The organism is Micromonospora sp. NPDC047644, from assembly GCF_040704315.1.
GTDB lineage: Bacteria > Actinomycetota > Actinomycetes > Mycobacteriales > Micromonosporaceae > Micromonospora.
In genome coordinates, this window is sequence record NZ_JBEYSY010000001.1 from 620,058 (window position 1) to 633,582 (window position 13,525).

Annotated in this window: 15 protein-coding genes; 5 read left to right on the plus strand and 10 right to left on the minus strand. The window is 71.1% G+C overall.

Annotated features, from left to right (window positions below; genetic code table 11):
- Positions 1–31 precede the first annotated feature (31 nt).
- Entirely contained in the window at positions 32–775 is a 744-nt protein-coding gene (locus AB0877_RS02905; RefSeq protein ID WP_366606028.1) for an enoyl-CoA hydratase/isomerase family protein, read from the minus strand.
- Between the two features lie 52 nt (positions 776–827).
- On the minus strand, positions 828–1,685 hold the full coding sequence (locus tag AB0877_RS02910; protein ID WP_366606030.1) for a 3-hydroxyacyl-CoA dehydrogenase family protein: 858 nt from the start codon (positions 1,683–1,685) through the stop codon (positions 828–830).
- Positions 1,686–1,862: 177 nt separating this feature from the next.
- On the opposite strand from AB0877_RS02910, the gene AB0877_RS02915 reads away from it, so the two are divergent.
- A complete protein-coding gene (locus tag AB0877_RS02915) occupies positions 1,863–2,150 on the plus strand; it encodes a hypothetical protein (RefSeq protein WP_238660820.1) in 288 nt (95 codons plus the stop codon).
- A gap of 54 nt (positions 2,151–2,204) precedes the next feature.
- Here AB0877_RS02915 and AB0877_RS02920 read toward each other — a convergent pair whose 3' ends face one another.
- On the minus strand, positions 2,205–2,984 hold the full coding sequence (locus AB0877_RS02920; RefSeq protein ID WP_366606032.1) for a class I SAM-dependent methyltransferase: 780 nt from the start codon (positions 2,982–2,984) through the stop codon (positions 2,205–2,207).
- 54 nt (positions 2,985–3,038) lie between these two features.
- Between AB0877_RS02920 and AB0877_RS02925 the strand changes: the two genes are divergently transcribed.
- Positions 3,039–3,428, plus strand: a complete 390-nt coding sequence (locus AB0877_RS02925) for a PPOX class F420-dependent oxidoreductase (RefSeq protein WP_357206845.1) — start codon at positions 3,039–3,041, stop codon at positions 3,426–3,428.
- Positions 3,429–3,526: 98 nt separating this feature from the next.
- Here the strand turns inward: AB0877_RS02925 and AB0877_RS02930 are convergent, their stop codons facing one another.
- Positions 3,527–3,736, minus strand: coding sequence for a BldC family transcriptional regulator (locus AB0877_RS02930; RefSeq protein WP_007073996.1), 210 nt, complete (start codon positions 3,734–3,736; stop codon positions 3,527–3,529).
- Positions 3,737–3,986: 250 nt separating this feature from the next.
- The gene (locus AB0877_RS02935; protein WP_366606034.1) at positions 3,987–4,826 is read right to left on the minus strand and encodes a hypothetical protein; all 840 of its coding nucleotides are present in this window, start codon (positions 4,824–4,826) and stop codon (positions 3,987–3,989) included.
- Between the two features lie 193 nt (positions 4,827–5,019).
- On the opposite strand from AB0877_RS02935, the gene AB0877_RS02940 reads away from it, so the two are divergent.
- The gene (locus tag AB0877_RS02940; protein WP_366606036.1) at positions 5,020–6,102 is read left to right on the plus strand and encodes a Glu/Leu/Phe/Val dehydrogenase; all 1,083 of its coding nucleotides are present in this window, start codon (positions 5,020–5,022) and stop codon (positions 6,100–6,102) included.
- Between the two features lie 302 nt (positions 6,103–6,404).
- Complete coding sequence (locus AB0877_RS02945; RefSeq protein ID WP_124821603.1) at positions 6,405–6,620, plus strand: DUF3073 domain-containing protein; 216 nt, start codon at positions 6,405–6,407, stop codon at positions 6,618–6,620.
- A gap of 138 nt (positions 6,621–6,758) precedes the next feature.
- Here the strand turns inward: AB0877_RS02945 and amcA are convergent, their stop codons facing one another.
- The 5 genes from amcA to AB0877_RS02970 all read right to left on the minus strand — a co-directional run bounded on the left by amcA (position 6,759) and on the right by AB0877_RS02970 (position 11,461).
- A complete protein-coding gene (amcA, locus tag AB0877_RS02950; protein ID WP_366606039.1) occupies positions 6,759–6,986 on the minus strand; it encodes a multiple cyclophane-containing RiPP AmcA in 228 nt (75 codons plus the stop codon).
- Positions 6,955–8,058, minus strand: coding sequence for a cyclophane-forming radical SAM peptide maturase AmcB (amcB, locus tag AB0877_RS02955; protein ID WP_366606193.1), 1,104 nt, complete (start codon positions 8,056–8,058; stop codon positions 6,955–6,957). Before amcB ends, amcA begins: the two co-directional genes overlap by 32 nt.
- Before the next feature lie 131 nt (positions 8,059–8,189).
- Positions 8,190–9,344, minus strand: a complete 1,155-nt coding sequence (purM, locus tag AB0877_RS02960) for a phosphoribosylformylglycinamidine cyclo-ligase (protein WP_196920530.1) — start codon at positions 9,342–9,344, stop codon at positions 8,190–8,192.
- Positions 9,345–9,401: 57 nt separating this feature from the next.
- Entirely contained in the window at positions 9,402–10,940 is a 1,539-nt protein-coding gene (purF, locus tag AB0877_RS02965; RefSeq protein WP_366606041.1) for an amidophosphoribosyltransferase, read from the minus strand.
- 167 nt (positions 10,941–11,107) lie between these two features.
- Complete coding sequence (locus AB0877_RS02970; protein WP_366606043.1) at positions 11,108–11,461, minus strand: sterol carrier family protein; 354 nt, start codon at positions 11,459–11,461, stop codon at positions 11,108–11,110.
- Between the two features lie 161 nt (positions 11,462–11,622).
- Here AB0877_RS02970 and AB0877_RS02975 point away from each other — a divergent pair.
- Positions 11,623–13,525 (plus strand): carboxypeptidase-like regulatory domain-containing protein (locus AB0877_RS02975; RefSeq protein WP_366606045.1); only part of this gene is annotated, 1,903 nt, incomplete at its 3' end.

Consider the following 13,525-nt stretch of genomic DNA (forward strand, 5'->3'; position numbering starts at 1 on the left):
CGCCGGTGCGGCCGTTTGCGCGTACGCGGAATCAGCGCGGCCGGCGGCGCTCCAGGAACTCGGTCATCCGGCGGTGCTTCTCATCGTCCTCGAAGAGCACCGCCTGGCTGACCAGGTCGAGGTGCGGGTGTGCGGCGGCCGGCGCGTCCACCGCCAACTTGGTCAGCCGTACCGCCAACGGTGAGCCCAGGGCGATCTCGTCCAGCAACGCGTCCGCCACCGTCAGCAGCTCGCCGGGCTCGTCCGCCACCCGGTTCACCAGGCCGATCCGCAGTGCCTCCGCGGCGTCCACCCGCCGGCCGGTGAAGAGCAGCTCCTTGGCCCGGCCCTCGCCGATCAACGATGGCAGCCGGTGGGTCGCGCCGGCGCCGGCCAGGATGCCCAACCGCACCTCCGGTTGCCCGAAGACCGCCCGCGCCGTGCACACCCGCAGATCGCAGGCGTACGCCAGCTCCGCGCCACCGCCCAACGCCGGGCCGTCGACGGCCGCCACGGTCGGCATCGGCAGCGCCCGGATGCGGGCGAAGGCGGCCGAGTTGATCGCGGCGAGGGCGTCTGTTCGACCCCGTTCGCGGAGCTGGCCGATGTCGGCGCCGCCGGCGAAGATGCCCGACGTGCCGCCGGTCAGCAGCAACAGGCGAGGGCGGGCCTCCAGCTCGGCGCAGACCTGGTGCAGCTCGGCGATCAGGTCGGCGTCGATGGCGTTGCGCTTCTCCGGCCGGTCCAGGGTGACCACCAGCCGGTCCGGCCGCTCCTCGACCCGCAACCCGCTCACTCTGCCCACCTTCCGTTCGCGACCGCGGGGCTCGCCGGCTCACTCCTCGCGCTCACTGCCTGATCCCGCCTTCCCAGCGGTAGAAGCCCTGCCCGGACTTCTTGCCCAGCCGCCCGGCGGCCACCATCTCCACCAGCAGCGGCGGCGGCGCGAAGCGGTCCCCGTACGCGGCCTGAAGGGTGCGGGCGATGTCCAGCCGCACGTCGAGGCCGACCAGGTCGGTGAGCTCCAACGGCCCGATCGGGTGCCGGTAGCCGAGCGCCATGGCCTTGTCGATGTCCGCCGGGCTGGCCACCTCGTCGGCGACCATCCGGATCGCCTCCAGCCCGAGGGTGACCCCGAGCCGGGAGGTGGCGAAGCCGGGCATGTCGCGTACGACGACGGGGTCCTTGCCGAGCCGGCCGGCGAGCGCGACGGCCGCGGCGGTGGTCTCCTCGGCGGTGGCCGGGCCGACCACGATCTCCAGCAGCGCCATCGCCCAGACCGGGTTGAAGAAGTGCAGGCCGACGAAGCGCTCAGGCGCGTCCAGCTCGGCGGCCAGCGCCCCGATGGCGATGCTGGAGGTGTTGCTGCCCAGCAGTGCCGGACGCAGCGCGGCGGCGTCCCGGAGCACCGCACGCTTGAGGTCGATGCGCTCCGGCACCGCCTCCACGATCACCTGGGGGGCGGGAGCGACCTCGGCGAGGGTTGGGCGCAGGGTCACCCGCTGCCGGTTCGTGGCGGCCTCGTCGGCGCTCAGCTTCCCGCGCTGCACCGCCCGCTCCCCCAGCTCGGCGAGCCGGTTCAGCGCGGCCGCACCCCGCTCGGGGTTCACCTCGACCAACTCGACGGCGTGCCCGGCCCCGGCCGCCACGTACGCGATGCCGAGCCCCATCGTGCCGGCACCGACGACCACGAAACGATCGCTCATCACGCCTCCCTGTCCCGCCCGCCGACGCACGGGGTCCCCGCTGCGCCGGCCCGGGTGTCCCGCCCGCTCCGCTCGTTCATGGTGCGACCCTAGACAGCACGACGACCCGGCCCATGCGTGGGGGAGCGCCGGATCGGGTAATGACGGCCCGTCAACCGAGGGAAGGACCGCATCGACATGAGCCAGGCACCGGAGAGCGTCACCGACGGGGAGACCGTGGAGACCCGAGGCGACGAGCGGGTCGAACTGCTGCGCGCCGACACCAACAACGACGGCAAGACCGACGTGTGGGTGGTCGACACCGACGGCGACGGCAAGGCGGACCTGTTCCAGTTCGACACCGACGGTGACGGCAAGGTGGACATCACCATGGTCGACATCGACGAGGACGGCCAACCGGACGAGGTGGTCGACGGCGACGGCGGCCTTCCGCCCGAGCAGCTCCCCCCGACCGTCCAGGTCTGAGACGTACGGACGGCCCCCGCTCCCCGTTCGGCGGTGAGCGGGGGCCGTCTGCGTTCAGTCGACGAGACGCAGGGTGGCCAGGTAGTAGGGGGCGTCACGGTCGTCCACATCGGTGAGCCGCCAACGGGTGCCGTGCACCAGGCTGGCGAACTCGTCCGCCGAGCAGACCAGATAGTCGAACCACTCGGTGCTCAACTCGCGGTAGCGCAGCCGCAGCCGCAGCTGGCCACCGAACCGGCCGCGTCGTCGGTTGCGCTCGTGGTAGCCGGTGTGCACCGGGTCGCGGGTGCCGTACGGGTCGGTGCCCTGCGCGATGATCTGCGCGCCCGGTCGGGCCAGCGCGGCCAGCGCGGCCAGGAACTCGGGGGCACGCTCCCGTCCCTCGAACAGCCCGAGGTTGTTGCCGAGCAGCAGGAAAGTGTCGTACCGCGACCCGTCGGCGACGTGCGTGTCGACGGTGCCGTGCACCAGCCGCCGGACACCGCGACGTCGGCTCACCTCCAGCGCGCCGGCGGAGGTGTCCAACCCGGTGACCGGTACGCCGCGCTCCTGGAGCAGCAGCGCGATCCGGCCGGCTCCGGTGCCGATGTCCAGCGTCTCGCCGTGCGCCCGGTCCACCGCGCGGTGGTCGTACGGCTGCCACTGCGCCGGCCCGTCCAGGTAGTGGGCGGACGGGGCGCCGTTGATCAGACCGTCGTCCCGTTCGATGATCTCGATGACCGGCCGCGGTAGTCGGCCACCGACCAGGGGCCGGGGGCCCACCCCGGTGGCCACGGCGAGCGTGTCCCGCAGCAGTTCGCCGACCACGTCACCGATCTGGGGCTGCACTGTCACGACGTTCACGCTATCTGGCCACTCAGTGGCCCGTACCGGCCGTATCCTGGCGGCGTGACCATGCTGGACCGGCTGTCGGCCGAGAAGTACATCCTGCTCACGACCTTTCGCAAGGACGGTCGGGCGGTGCCGACGCCGGTCTGGGCGGTGCGCGACGGCGAGGCGTTGGCGGTCTGGACCCGGGCCGACTCCGGCAAGGTGAAGCGGATCCGCCGCAACGGCGAGGTGACCGTCGCTCCGTGCGACGTCCGGGGCCGGCCACACGGGGCTGAGGTGCCAGCTCACGCGACGCTCTACGGAGGTGGCGACACCGGCCGGATCCGCGACCTGCTCAAGCACAAGTACCGCGTGATCGGTCGACTGAGTCTGCTGAGCAGCCGGTTGCGTCGCGGCGAGGGCGGCACCGTGGGCATCCGGGTGACGTTGGCCGAGCCACGGCGCTGACCCGGCGGCCCGACGCGCGGTCGGGGTCGTGCTCGCCGGGGCATACGAAAGGGGCGGCGGATCGAGATCCACCGCCCCTTTCGAGGAACTATTGCCGCTCAGTCGCCCTGCCGCTGCTGCGGGATCTGGCCCTGCAAGAGCGCCCTGACCTCCGACTCACGGTACCGACGGTGGCCACCCAGGGTGCGGATGGCACTGAGCTTGCCAGCCTTGGCCCACCGGGTCACCGTCTTCGGGTCGACCCGGAACATCGACGCCACCTCGGCCGGCGTGAGTAGCGGCTCTGGTTCGTGCGTTCGCGATGCCATCGGTCACTCCTCCACATGTATAGACATCGGCCGGGGTCCCGCCGGCCGACGCGTCTCCCATGGTCCGGCTAGTCCCCGATGTCCGACATGGGCCGAACGGATGAAGGTCCCTAGACGGACGGATGAACCATGCCCGATTTTTACGACTTTTACACGGCAGAAAGTACCTTATTAGGACTCATGATCACGGTTCGTGATGCGTCAACTACGAGCACAACTCACCTTGGGAGCGCTCCTAAGGCGATATGCCCTAGTTGCACCGCTCCAACAGCTGCACCGCGCGCCACCGTGCGACCAGTTTGTCGTACGCGGCCGACGCCTCCTCGGCCTCGCCGCGCGACAGGCCCGCGAGGCCGCCGGCGACCAGCTCGGGCGAGTCGTCCGCGGCGAGCGTCTCGTCGGAGAGCAGGTCGACCAGGCCGCCGTAGTCCAGCTCGACCATGGACCGCGGATGGAACTCCTCCAGCCAGCGGGCCGCCTCCTCCACCGCCTCGGTGATCGGCGCCTCGCCCACCGACTTGCGCAGCACCGACAGCGCCCGCGACGAGCGGCGTCGAGCCTTGGAGATCTCGGTGCGGTAGCGCAACGCCCGCCGGCCCGGCTGGGTGACCAGGTCCCGCTCCGCCGGGTCGAAGAGCACGAACCACCGCAGCGGTACGCCCCAGGTGGCGATCTGCTCGTGCACCCGGGGCACCCCGTGCTCCAGCACCCGGGCGCCACTGCGCCAGTCCTCGACCACCGCCCTGGCCTGCCCGGCGAGCACCGGCGGCACGAAGGCGTCGGCGAGCACCGAGGGCACCCCGTCCCGGGCGCTGAGCGCCGCCTCAGCGACCCGGATGCGCAGGTTCCACGGGCAGACCAGCAGGCCGTCGTCCGTCTCCAGGACGTACGCCTCCTCCGGCAGGTCCGGCAGCCGGGTCCAGCCAGCGCCCAGCGCCTCGATCACCGCCGTCCGCTGCCGACCGGGCCCCTCGACCGGGGCGATCGCGCGCCCCTCCGAGACGTAGCGGCGCCAGTAGCTCTGCCGGTCCCGATCGAACGCGGCCAGCGGTTCGTACACGCGCAGGTAAGAAGCGAAGAGCGACGGCACCGCGCGATCCTCCCACGAACCACGCCCGTACGCGGTCAGCGGCCGGAGCACGCGCGCCGCACCGTGGGACGGCGGCGGCGCGTCGAGCGCCCGCCCGGCGGCCGATACTAGGCTCGATCACACCGGCAGCATCCCCGCCGGGGTCCACCAGGTCCGCGTCCCACAAGGACGCACACCACAGTAGGAGCCAACAATGGGCGTATTCGCGAGCACCGACGACCCGGTATCGACCGGTCACGAACAGGTCGTGTTCTGCCAGGACAAGCAGAGCGGCCTGAAGGCGATCATCGGGATCTACTCCACCGCGCTGGGCCCGGCACTCGGCGGCACCCGCTTCTACCCGTACGCGAGCGAGGGCGACGCCCTCGCCGACGTGCTGGACCTGTCCCGCGGGATGGCGTACAAGAACGCGCTTGCCGGGCTGGACCTGGGCGGCGGCAAGGCCGTCATCTGGGGAGACCCGGAGCAGATCAAGAGCGAGGCGCTCCTGCGCGCGTACGGTCGCTTCGTGGAGTCGCTGGGCGGTCGCTACTACACCGCCTGTGACGTCGGCACGTACGTGGCGGACATGGACGTCGTGGCCCGGGAGACCCGCTATGTGACCGGGCGCAGCGTCGAGCACGGCGGCGCCGGTGACTCCTCGATCCTCACCGCCTGGGGTGTCTTCCAGGGGATGCGGGCCGCCGCCGAGCACGTGTGGGGCACTCCGAGCCTGCGGGGCCGGCGGGTCGGCGTGGCCGGGCTGGGCAAGGTCGGCAAGTACCTCACCGGGCACCTGCTGGAGGACGGTGCCGAGGTGGTCGCCACCGACGTCAACCCGAAGGCGCTGGCGTGGGTGCGCAGCAACCACCCTGAGGTCACCCTCGTCGACGACGCCAGCGCGCTGGTCGCCGCGGACATCGACGTGTACGCGCCGTGCGCGCTGGGTGGAGCCCTGAACGACGACACCGTGCCGGCGTTGCGCGCCAAGGTGGTCACCGGGGCGGCGAACAACCAGCTCGCTCACCCGGGCATCGAGAAGCTGCTGGCCGACCGGGGCATCCTCTACACCCCGGACTACGTGGTCAACGCGGGCGGCGTGATCCAGGTGGCCGACGAGATCGAGGGCTTCAACTTCGACCGGGCGAAGCTGCGGGCGACCCGCATCTACGACACCACCCGGGAGATCCTGCACCTGGCTGACGCGGAGGGCGTGCCCCCGGCGGTGGCCGCCGACCGGCTGGCGGAGCGGCGGATGGCGGACGTCGGCCGGCTGCGCGCGATCCACCTGCGCTGAGCGTCCCCCGGGGGCGGGTCGACGAGATCCGCCTCCGGGCTCCGATGCCGGGCCGCGCTGGGTAAGCTGAGCCGGGGTCAATTTTTGATGCGGTTTGTCCGGTGTCACGGGTGCTAACCGTTCCGCTCCTTACCCGGTACACTGGGTGACGGCCGGATCGACGCGACGCGCAGAGCCGGCTGACGGTAACCCGAGGTGCCGAACGATGGCATCCCCATGTACCGTAAGAGCCACGAGAGATGCCTGACGTCATCGGGGCCCGCCTTCGGGCTGCCCCGCATTCTGTGCGAGGGGGTCGAGCCATGGGGCGCGGCCGTGCTAAGGCCAAGCAGACTAAGGTGGCGCGGGAGTTGAAGTACCACTCCCCGAACACCGACCTCACCGCTTTGCAGCGCGAACTGGCGGGTGCTGGTAAGTCTGAGCACCACTTCGACGACGACTCTAAAGAGTCCGTCGGCGATGATGATGAGGATCACGCTGACGACGACCCAGATCCCTGGGTCCGTCCGACCCGCTGACCTCTCGACGCAGCTGAGCACGCGGTAACCCCCGCGTGCTCACGCACGTCCCGTGTGCAGGTGCAGTCGCCGACGATCAGGGGCCTGGCCCGACCGGATCCACTCCGGCCGCTCGACAGGCCCCTGACAACGGCTCCCTCAGCGCGGGCGATTGTTCCAGTTGTAGAACGTCGGGATGTTCTCGAAGTGGTTCCAGGCGCAGACCGCGCTGGATCCTTCTCCGCCCGACACCTCCGAACGCAGCAGTCGTGCGTCCTCGGCCTCCTGGAGCAGTGCGACGAGCGCGGGAGCCGCGTCCCGCACCCGTTCGGTGACGCCGTCGTCCGCTTCGCGCTCAGGCCGCCGGTGACTGGTGGTCTCGGGCATGCTTCAACACTCCCTCCAATAGGCGGATCTTGCTGTTGCGGCAGTGCTCGGTCTCCGTACCGTCAAAACGCCCCAGTTCGAAGTAACGGTTGGCGGCATGGCCACCACCGCAGAAGCCGAAGTACGGGCACGACGCCCGACACGCCTCCACCCCGGCCAGGAACTCCCCCACCCACGGCGTCGCCGCCGCGTCGGCGAGGATCTGTGCCAACGGGGTCGTCAGCACGTTGCCGCTGCTGAAGTCGCCGTAGCGGGGATCGGTGAACCCGGCCAACTCCGGGGAGAGCACGATCACCGAGCCGTCGTGACCGATCGTCGGGATCGGGTCCAGGTGGCGGGGCAGCACCCCGTCCGCCGAGTTGTCCAACACCGCCGCGGCGTACCGCAACGACCACTCGATCTCGCGGAGGTGGATCCGGGGCTCCCGGCGCCACGCCCCGACCAACTCCGCCCAGAACGCGGCCACCGCCGACGCGTCGTGGCGGTTGTCGCGGGTGTTGACCCCCTCGGTCTCCTCGATGTTGATGCCCAGCACGTCGCAGCCCAGCTCAAGGAAGTAGTCGTACAGCTCGGTGGCGAGCCCCGGTTCGGGCCGGGACACCACGGCCAGCGCGGAGAACGGCAGACCGCGCCGGCGCAGCACCGAGATGCCGTGCAGGATCCGGTCGTACGCCGGCTGACCGCCCCGGTTGACCCGGTCACCGTTACGCGCCCGGGGCCCGTCGACGCTCACGCTCACCCGCATCTCGTGCCGGGCGAAGAAATCGCACCAGTCGTCGTCGATGAGGGTGGCGTTGGTCTGCACGTGGTGCTCGACCGCCGGCCCGAACGGGGCGATCAGCTCGCCCAGGTGCTCCCGACCGGCGGCCAGGGGCTCACCGCCGTGCCACACGACGGAGAACCGACCAGTCGCCGCCCACGGATCGACCGCGGCCGCGACCGCCTCGGCCACCGCCACCGGCATCCGGCGGTCGACGGCACGAAACGGCAGATAGCAGTACGCGCAGTCGAGGTTGCAGAGGGTGGTGGGCTGCATGACGACGTACGACGGGACGGCGGCAAGGCCGCGCATCCCGCTGAACGACTGTCCCCGAGCAGCCATCGCCCTCCTCCGCCGGCTCTGAAGGGTGCCCTTCAGGCTAGGCGGCAATGGCCACTCGGGTGAAGCCCTGATCAGGTGCCCGTACGATCACCGGAGGGTGATCATCCTCGGGTGTGCTGACCGACCATCTGCACGTTGCCGGTGCCTTCGATGATCTCGCCGGCCTGCCACGCCTCGACGCCGCGGCCGGTCAGGGTGGCCAGCGCCCGGTCGGCGTCCTCGGCCGAGACGATCGCGAACATGCCGACGCCCATGTTGAAGGTCGACTCCATGTCGTGGTCGTCGATCCGACCCTTCGTCTGGATCAGATCGAAGATCGGCTGCGGCTTCCAGGTGGACCGGTTGACCACCGCGTCGACGTGCTCGGGCAGCACCCGGACCAGGTTGCCGGGGATGCCGCCACCGGTGATGTGGGACAGCGCCCGCACCTCGGCCTCGGCGATCAGCTTGAGGCAGTCCTTGGCGTAGATCTTGGTCGGCGTGAGCAGCTCCTCGCCGAGGGTCCGCTGCCGACCGAAGTCGTCGATCACGATGTCCAGACGCATCCGGGCCGCGCCCAGCAGCACGTGCCGGACCAGGGAGTACCCGTTGGAGTGCAGGCCGGAGGAGCGCATGGCGATCACCACGTCACCCACCTCGACCCGCTCGGGGCTCAGGATGTCGGCTTCCTCGACCACGCCCACGCCGGTCGCGGAGATGTCGTACTCGTCCGGACGCAGGACGCCGGGGTGCTCGGCGGTCTCCCCGCCCAGCAGCGCGCAGCCGGCGTAGCGGCAGCCGTCGGCGATACCCGCGCCGATCTCGGCGACCTTGTCCGGCACGACCTCGCCGGTGGCGATGTAGTCGAGCAGGAACAGCGGCTCGGCGCCGCAGGCCACCAGGTCGTCGACGACCATCGCGACGAGGTCGATGCCGACCGTGTCGTGAATGTCCATCTGCTGGGCGATCACCAGCTTGGTGCCCACCCCGTCGGTGGAGGACGCCAGGATCGGGCTCTTGTACTTCTTCGTGTCCAGCCGGAACAGACCGGCGAAGCCACCGAGGTCACCGAGCACCTCGGGACGGCGGGTCTGCCTCACCTTCGACTTGAGCAGCTCCACCGCGCGGTCACCCGCGTCGATGGAGACACCGGCGTCGGCGTACGAGACCGAGCGTTTGCGCGCCTGGCGGCCAGCACCGCCCGTCCACGGCTGGCGGTCGCCGCCGGCGCCGGTCGGGCTGCTTCCTGCGCCGCTGCGCTCGGACACGTGCGTCACGGTTCTCCCCTTTGGTTCTCGGTGCCGCCGGCGGTAGCCGGGCCGCGCCGGTTGGTGCTACGGGCGGTTTGCGGTAACGCCACCCGGAGTGGCGACGGACGAGCCGTTGGTGTGCGGGGCCTCCGCCGTCGAGTTGGCGACGCGTCGACCCACCCCTTCGAGCACGTGCTTGCCGATCAGGTTGCCGGCTGGCAACTCGATCGGGTACTCCCCATCGAAACACGCCCGACACAACCTGGTCTTCGGCTGCTCGGTCGCGGCGATCAGGCCGGGAAGGGAAACGTAACCCAGCGTGTCGGCGCCGATGGAGCGCCGGATGCCGTCGTTGTCCAACCCGTTGGCCAGCAGCTCCGCCCGGGTGGCGAAGTCGATGCCGTAGAAGCACGGCCAGCTGACCGGCGGGGAGGAGATCCGGACGTGCACCTCCAGCGCCCCCGCCTCGCGCAGCATCCGCACGATGGCGCGCTGGGTGTTGCCGCGCACGATCGAGTCGTCCACCACCACCAGCCGCTTGCCGCGGACGTTCTCCCGCAGCGGGTTGAGCTTGAGCCGGATGCCGAGCTGACGCAGGGTCTGCGACGGCTGGATGAAGGTGCGACCCACGTACGGGTTCTTCATCAGACCGGCGCCGTACGTGATGCCGGATGCCTCCGCGTACCCGATGGCGGCCGGGGTGCCCGACTCGGGCACCGGGATCACCAGGTCGGCCTCGACCGGGTGCTCCTTGGCCAACTGCCGGCCGATCTGCACCCGCGCCGAGTGGATGTTGCGCCCAGCGATCGTGGCGTCCGGGCGGGCGATGTAGACGTACTCGAAGAGGCAGCCCTTCGGCTCCGGCGCGGCGAACCGGGTGGAGCGCAGCCCGTTCTCGTCGATCGCGATCAGCTCGCCCGGCTCGACCTCGCGCACCACGCTGGCGCCGACGATGTCCAGGGCGGCCGTCTCGCTGGCGACGACCCAGCCGCGCTCGAGGCGGCCGAGCACCAGCGGGCGGACGCCGTGCGCATCGCGGGCCGCGTAGAGGGTCGACTCGTCCATGAAGACGAAGCTGAACGCGCCGCGCAGCTGCGGCAGCACCTCCAGCGCGGCGGCCTCGACCGACAGGTCCGGTCGGCTGGCGAGCAGCATCGTCACCAGGGAGGTGTCGTTCGTCGAGCCGTCCGCGATGAGGCCGCGCTCGGCGACCTCCTTCTCCAGCTCGGCCGCATTGACCAGGTTGCCGTTGTGGGCCAACGCGATGGTCGTGCCGGAGGTGGTCGACCGGATCGTCGGCTGGGCGTTCTCCCAGTTGGACGCGCCGGTGGTGGAGTATCGGGCGTGCCCGATCGCCAGGTGACCACGCAGGCTGGCCAGGGTGGGCTCGTCGAAGACCTGCGCCACCAGGCCGAGGTCCTTGTAGACCACCACGCCGGAGCCGTCGCTCACCGCGATGCCCGCCGCCTCCTGGCCGCGGTGCTGCAAGGCGTAGAGGCCGAAGTAGGTCAGATTGGCGACCTCTTCGCCGGGGGCCCACACGCCGAAGACGCCGCAGGCATCCTGGGGGCCAGGTCGTTGGGGATCAAGGTCGTGGCTCAGCCGGCCGTCGCCTCGGGGCACCTACCGCTCCCTCATGCTGGTCTGGACCGGCCGGGCGGGGATCACGGGCGGATCCACTCTCCCCTGCCGGGACCACTGTCATCGCCTGACAGTGTACGCGAATCAACGTCAATACAGAAAGTCATGGTTTCGCTGCTCAGCGTCACGGTGGGTGGACATCGGGACAATTAGAGGGGCAGATACGCCGAGAGGTCCGCGCGGTTGCCGCTCATCTGGATGCGCCCATCGGCGACCGCGTCCACCCAGCCGACCCTGCCGGTCGCCAGCTCCAACCAGGTGTTCGGGGCCATCTCGACCACGTTTGGTGGATTTCCCCTGGTGTGTCGAGGCCCCGGTACGCACTGGATCGCCCCGTATGGTGGAACGCGCACCTCCACCGATCGGCCGGGGGCGCGCTCCGCGAGGACGGCCAACAACGACCGGACCGCCTCTCGGAACACCGGCCGTTCGGGTGTACGCCCCTCGTCGAGCGCCGACAACGCGGCCGCGACGGCTGCGGACTTACTGTGCGGAGAGGACACGACGGGACGATACGACCCCCAGGCCAGACACGCGACGCTGGCCCTGGGTCGCGCTCATGCAGTCGGACAAGGCATAGTTGCCGACGGCGTATTCGTACCGTGATGATCCCCGGCCCGGCGCCCCGCCGGTCAGAGGGAAGTCAGCCCGGAAGGCGGTGGACGTGTCAACACACCGACGTGCCTGGAAGCAGCGGGCCGGTGTGGTCGTAGCGCTGGTTGCCGGCGCTCTGCTCGCCGTCCCCGCCACACCAGCCATGGCCGCAGAGGTCAGCGCTTCCCCCGGCTCGATCACCGTAAACGCCGGCAGCGACGCCACGATCACCGTGAGCGTCACGCCGGGTAACGGTGACGACAAGGCGACGATCAGCCTCGCCGGCCTGCCATCGGGTGTTCGGTGCGCCAGCGGTTGTGGTGAGGTCGAGTTCTCCGGCCTGGGCAACCAGCCGCGGTCACAGCTGGTCAAGATCGCGGCGAACGACAACGCCGGCGACGCGACCGCGACCATCACGGTGGCCGTCGAGGCCGAGTCAGGCCCGGACACCGCCACCGTCTCGCTGACGGTGAAGGGCAAGGCCGCTCCGCCGCCGCCGCAGAACCAGACCGTGCGGTCGGTCTCCGGCAAGGTGGTCGCGCAGGGCGACGGCAAGGCCGTCCCGAACGCGTTCGTGGTCCTCCAGGACACCGCCGGGCACCGCTACGACGCCACCAGCGATGGCAGTGGCAACTTCCGCTTCACCGGCACCACCCAGAACCCGATCGCACCCGGACGGATCGACCTGGGCGCGTCGTTCGACAACATCAAGGCGTTCAAGTCCCTGAACGCCAGCGCCGGGCAGGCCATCACCGGTCAGCGGCTCAGCCTCGCGATCAAGGCCGAGACGACGCCCAGCGCCACGCCGTCCGCCACCCCCGAGGCCACTCCCACCGACGAGGTGACCGAGGAGGGCACCGAGGAGGAGCCCACCGAGGAGGCCAGCCAGGGTGCTCCGGCGAACGCCGCGAACAGCGAGGACGACGGCGGGGGCTTCGGCTCGTACCTGATCATTCTGCTCGGTGGTCTTCTGGTCGCCGCCGGTGTCGGCACGATCGTGCTGCTCTGGATGAAGCGCCGGGAGAACGGCGACGACGACGACGCTCCGGCGGCTGCCGGCGGCGGCGGTGTGGTGCCTCCCGCACGGGGCGGTTTCCGCGGCCCGGACGACCAGACCCGCGTGGTCGGCGGTAGGCCCGGCGGTGGAGCGGATCCGACGATGGTCGGCGGCGCGGCGCTCAGCGAGGCGCCGACGATGATGCACCGCCCGGTGGTCGACGATGTTCCGCCGGACCCGTACGGCGCGCCTGCCCAGCCTTACGGCGGCGCGGGCCAGCAGGGTTGGGGTGGCGCGGGCTACGGCGAGGAGCCGGCGTCCGCCGGGTACGGTGCCGGCGGCTACGGCAATGCCCCCGCCTCCGGTGGCGGCTACGGCTCCCCGGCCGGCGCCGAGGGCGGTTACGGCACCGGTGCGGCCGGTTACGGCAATGCTCCGGCCTCCGGTGCCGGCTACGGGAACGCCCCGGCCTCCGGTGGCGGCTACGGCGGTCGTGATTACGACGCCCCGGGCGGCACCGCGGCCTACCCGCCGGCTCCCGCTGGCGCAGCGGGCTACGGCGAGCGGTTCGACGAGCCGACCGGCCGGTACACCGGCGACAGCACCCAGTACCCGGCCCCGGCCGACCCGTACGCCACCGGCGTCTACCAGCCCGAGCAGGGGCAGGGATACGGCCAGTCCGACACCGCCCCGTACGGTGGTCGCGCCGCCGAGCCGACCGCAGGGTACGGCGCTACCGAGGCTGGCGGGTACGACCAGGGCGGCTACGGCCAACCGGCCGGTGGCTACGACCAGGGCGGCACCTACGGTCAGGAGCCTCCGCAGCAGCGCGGCGGCTACGACGACCGGGGCTACGACCAGGGCGGCTACGGCCAGCCCGCCGGTGGCTACGACCAGGGCGGCACCTACGGTCAGGAGCCTCCGCAGCAGCGCGGCGGCTACGACGACCGGGGCTACGACCAGGGCGGCTACGGCC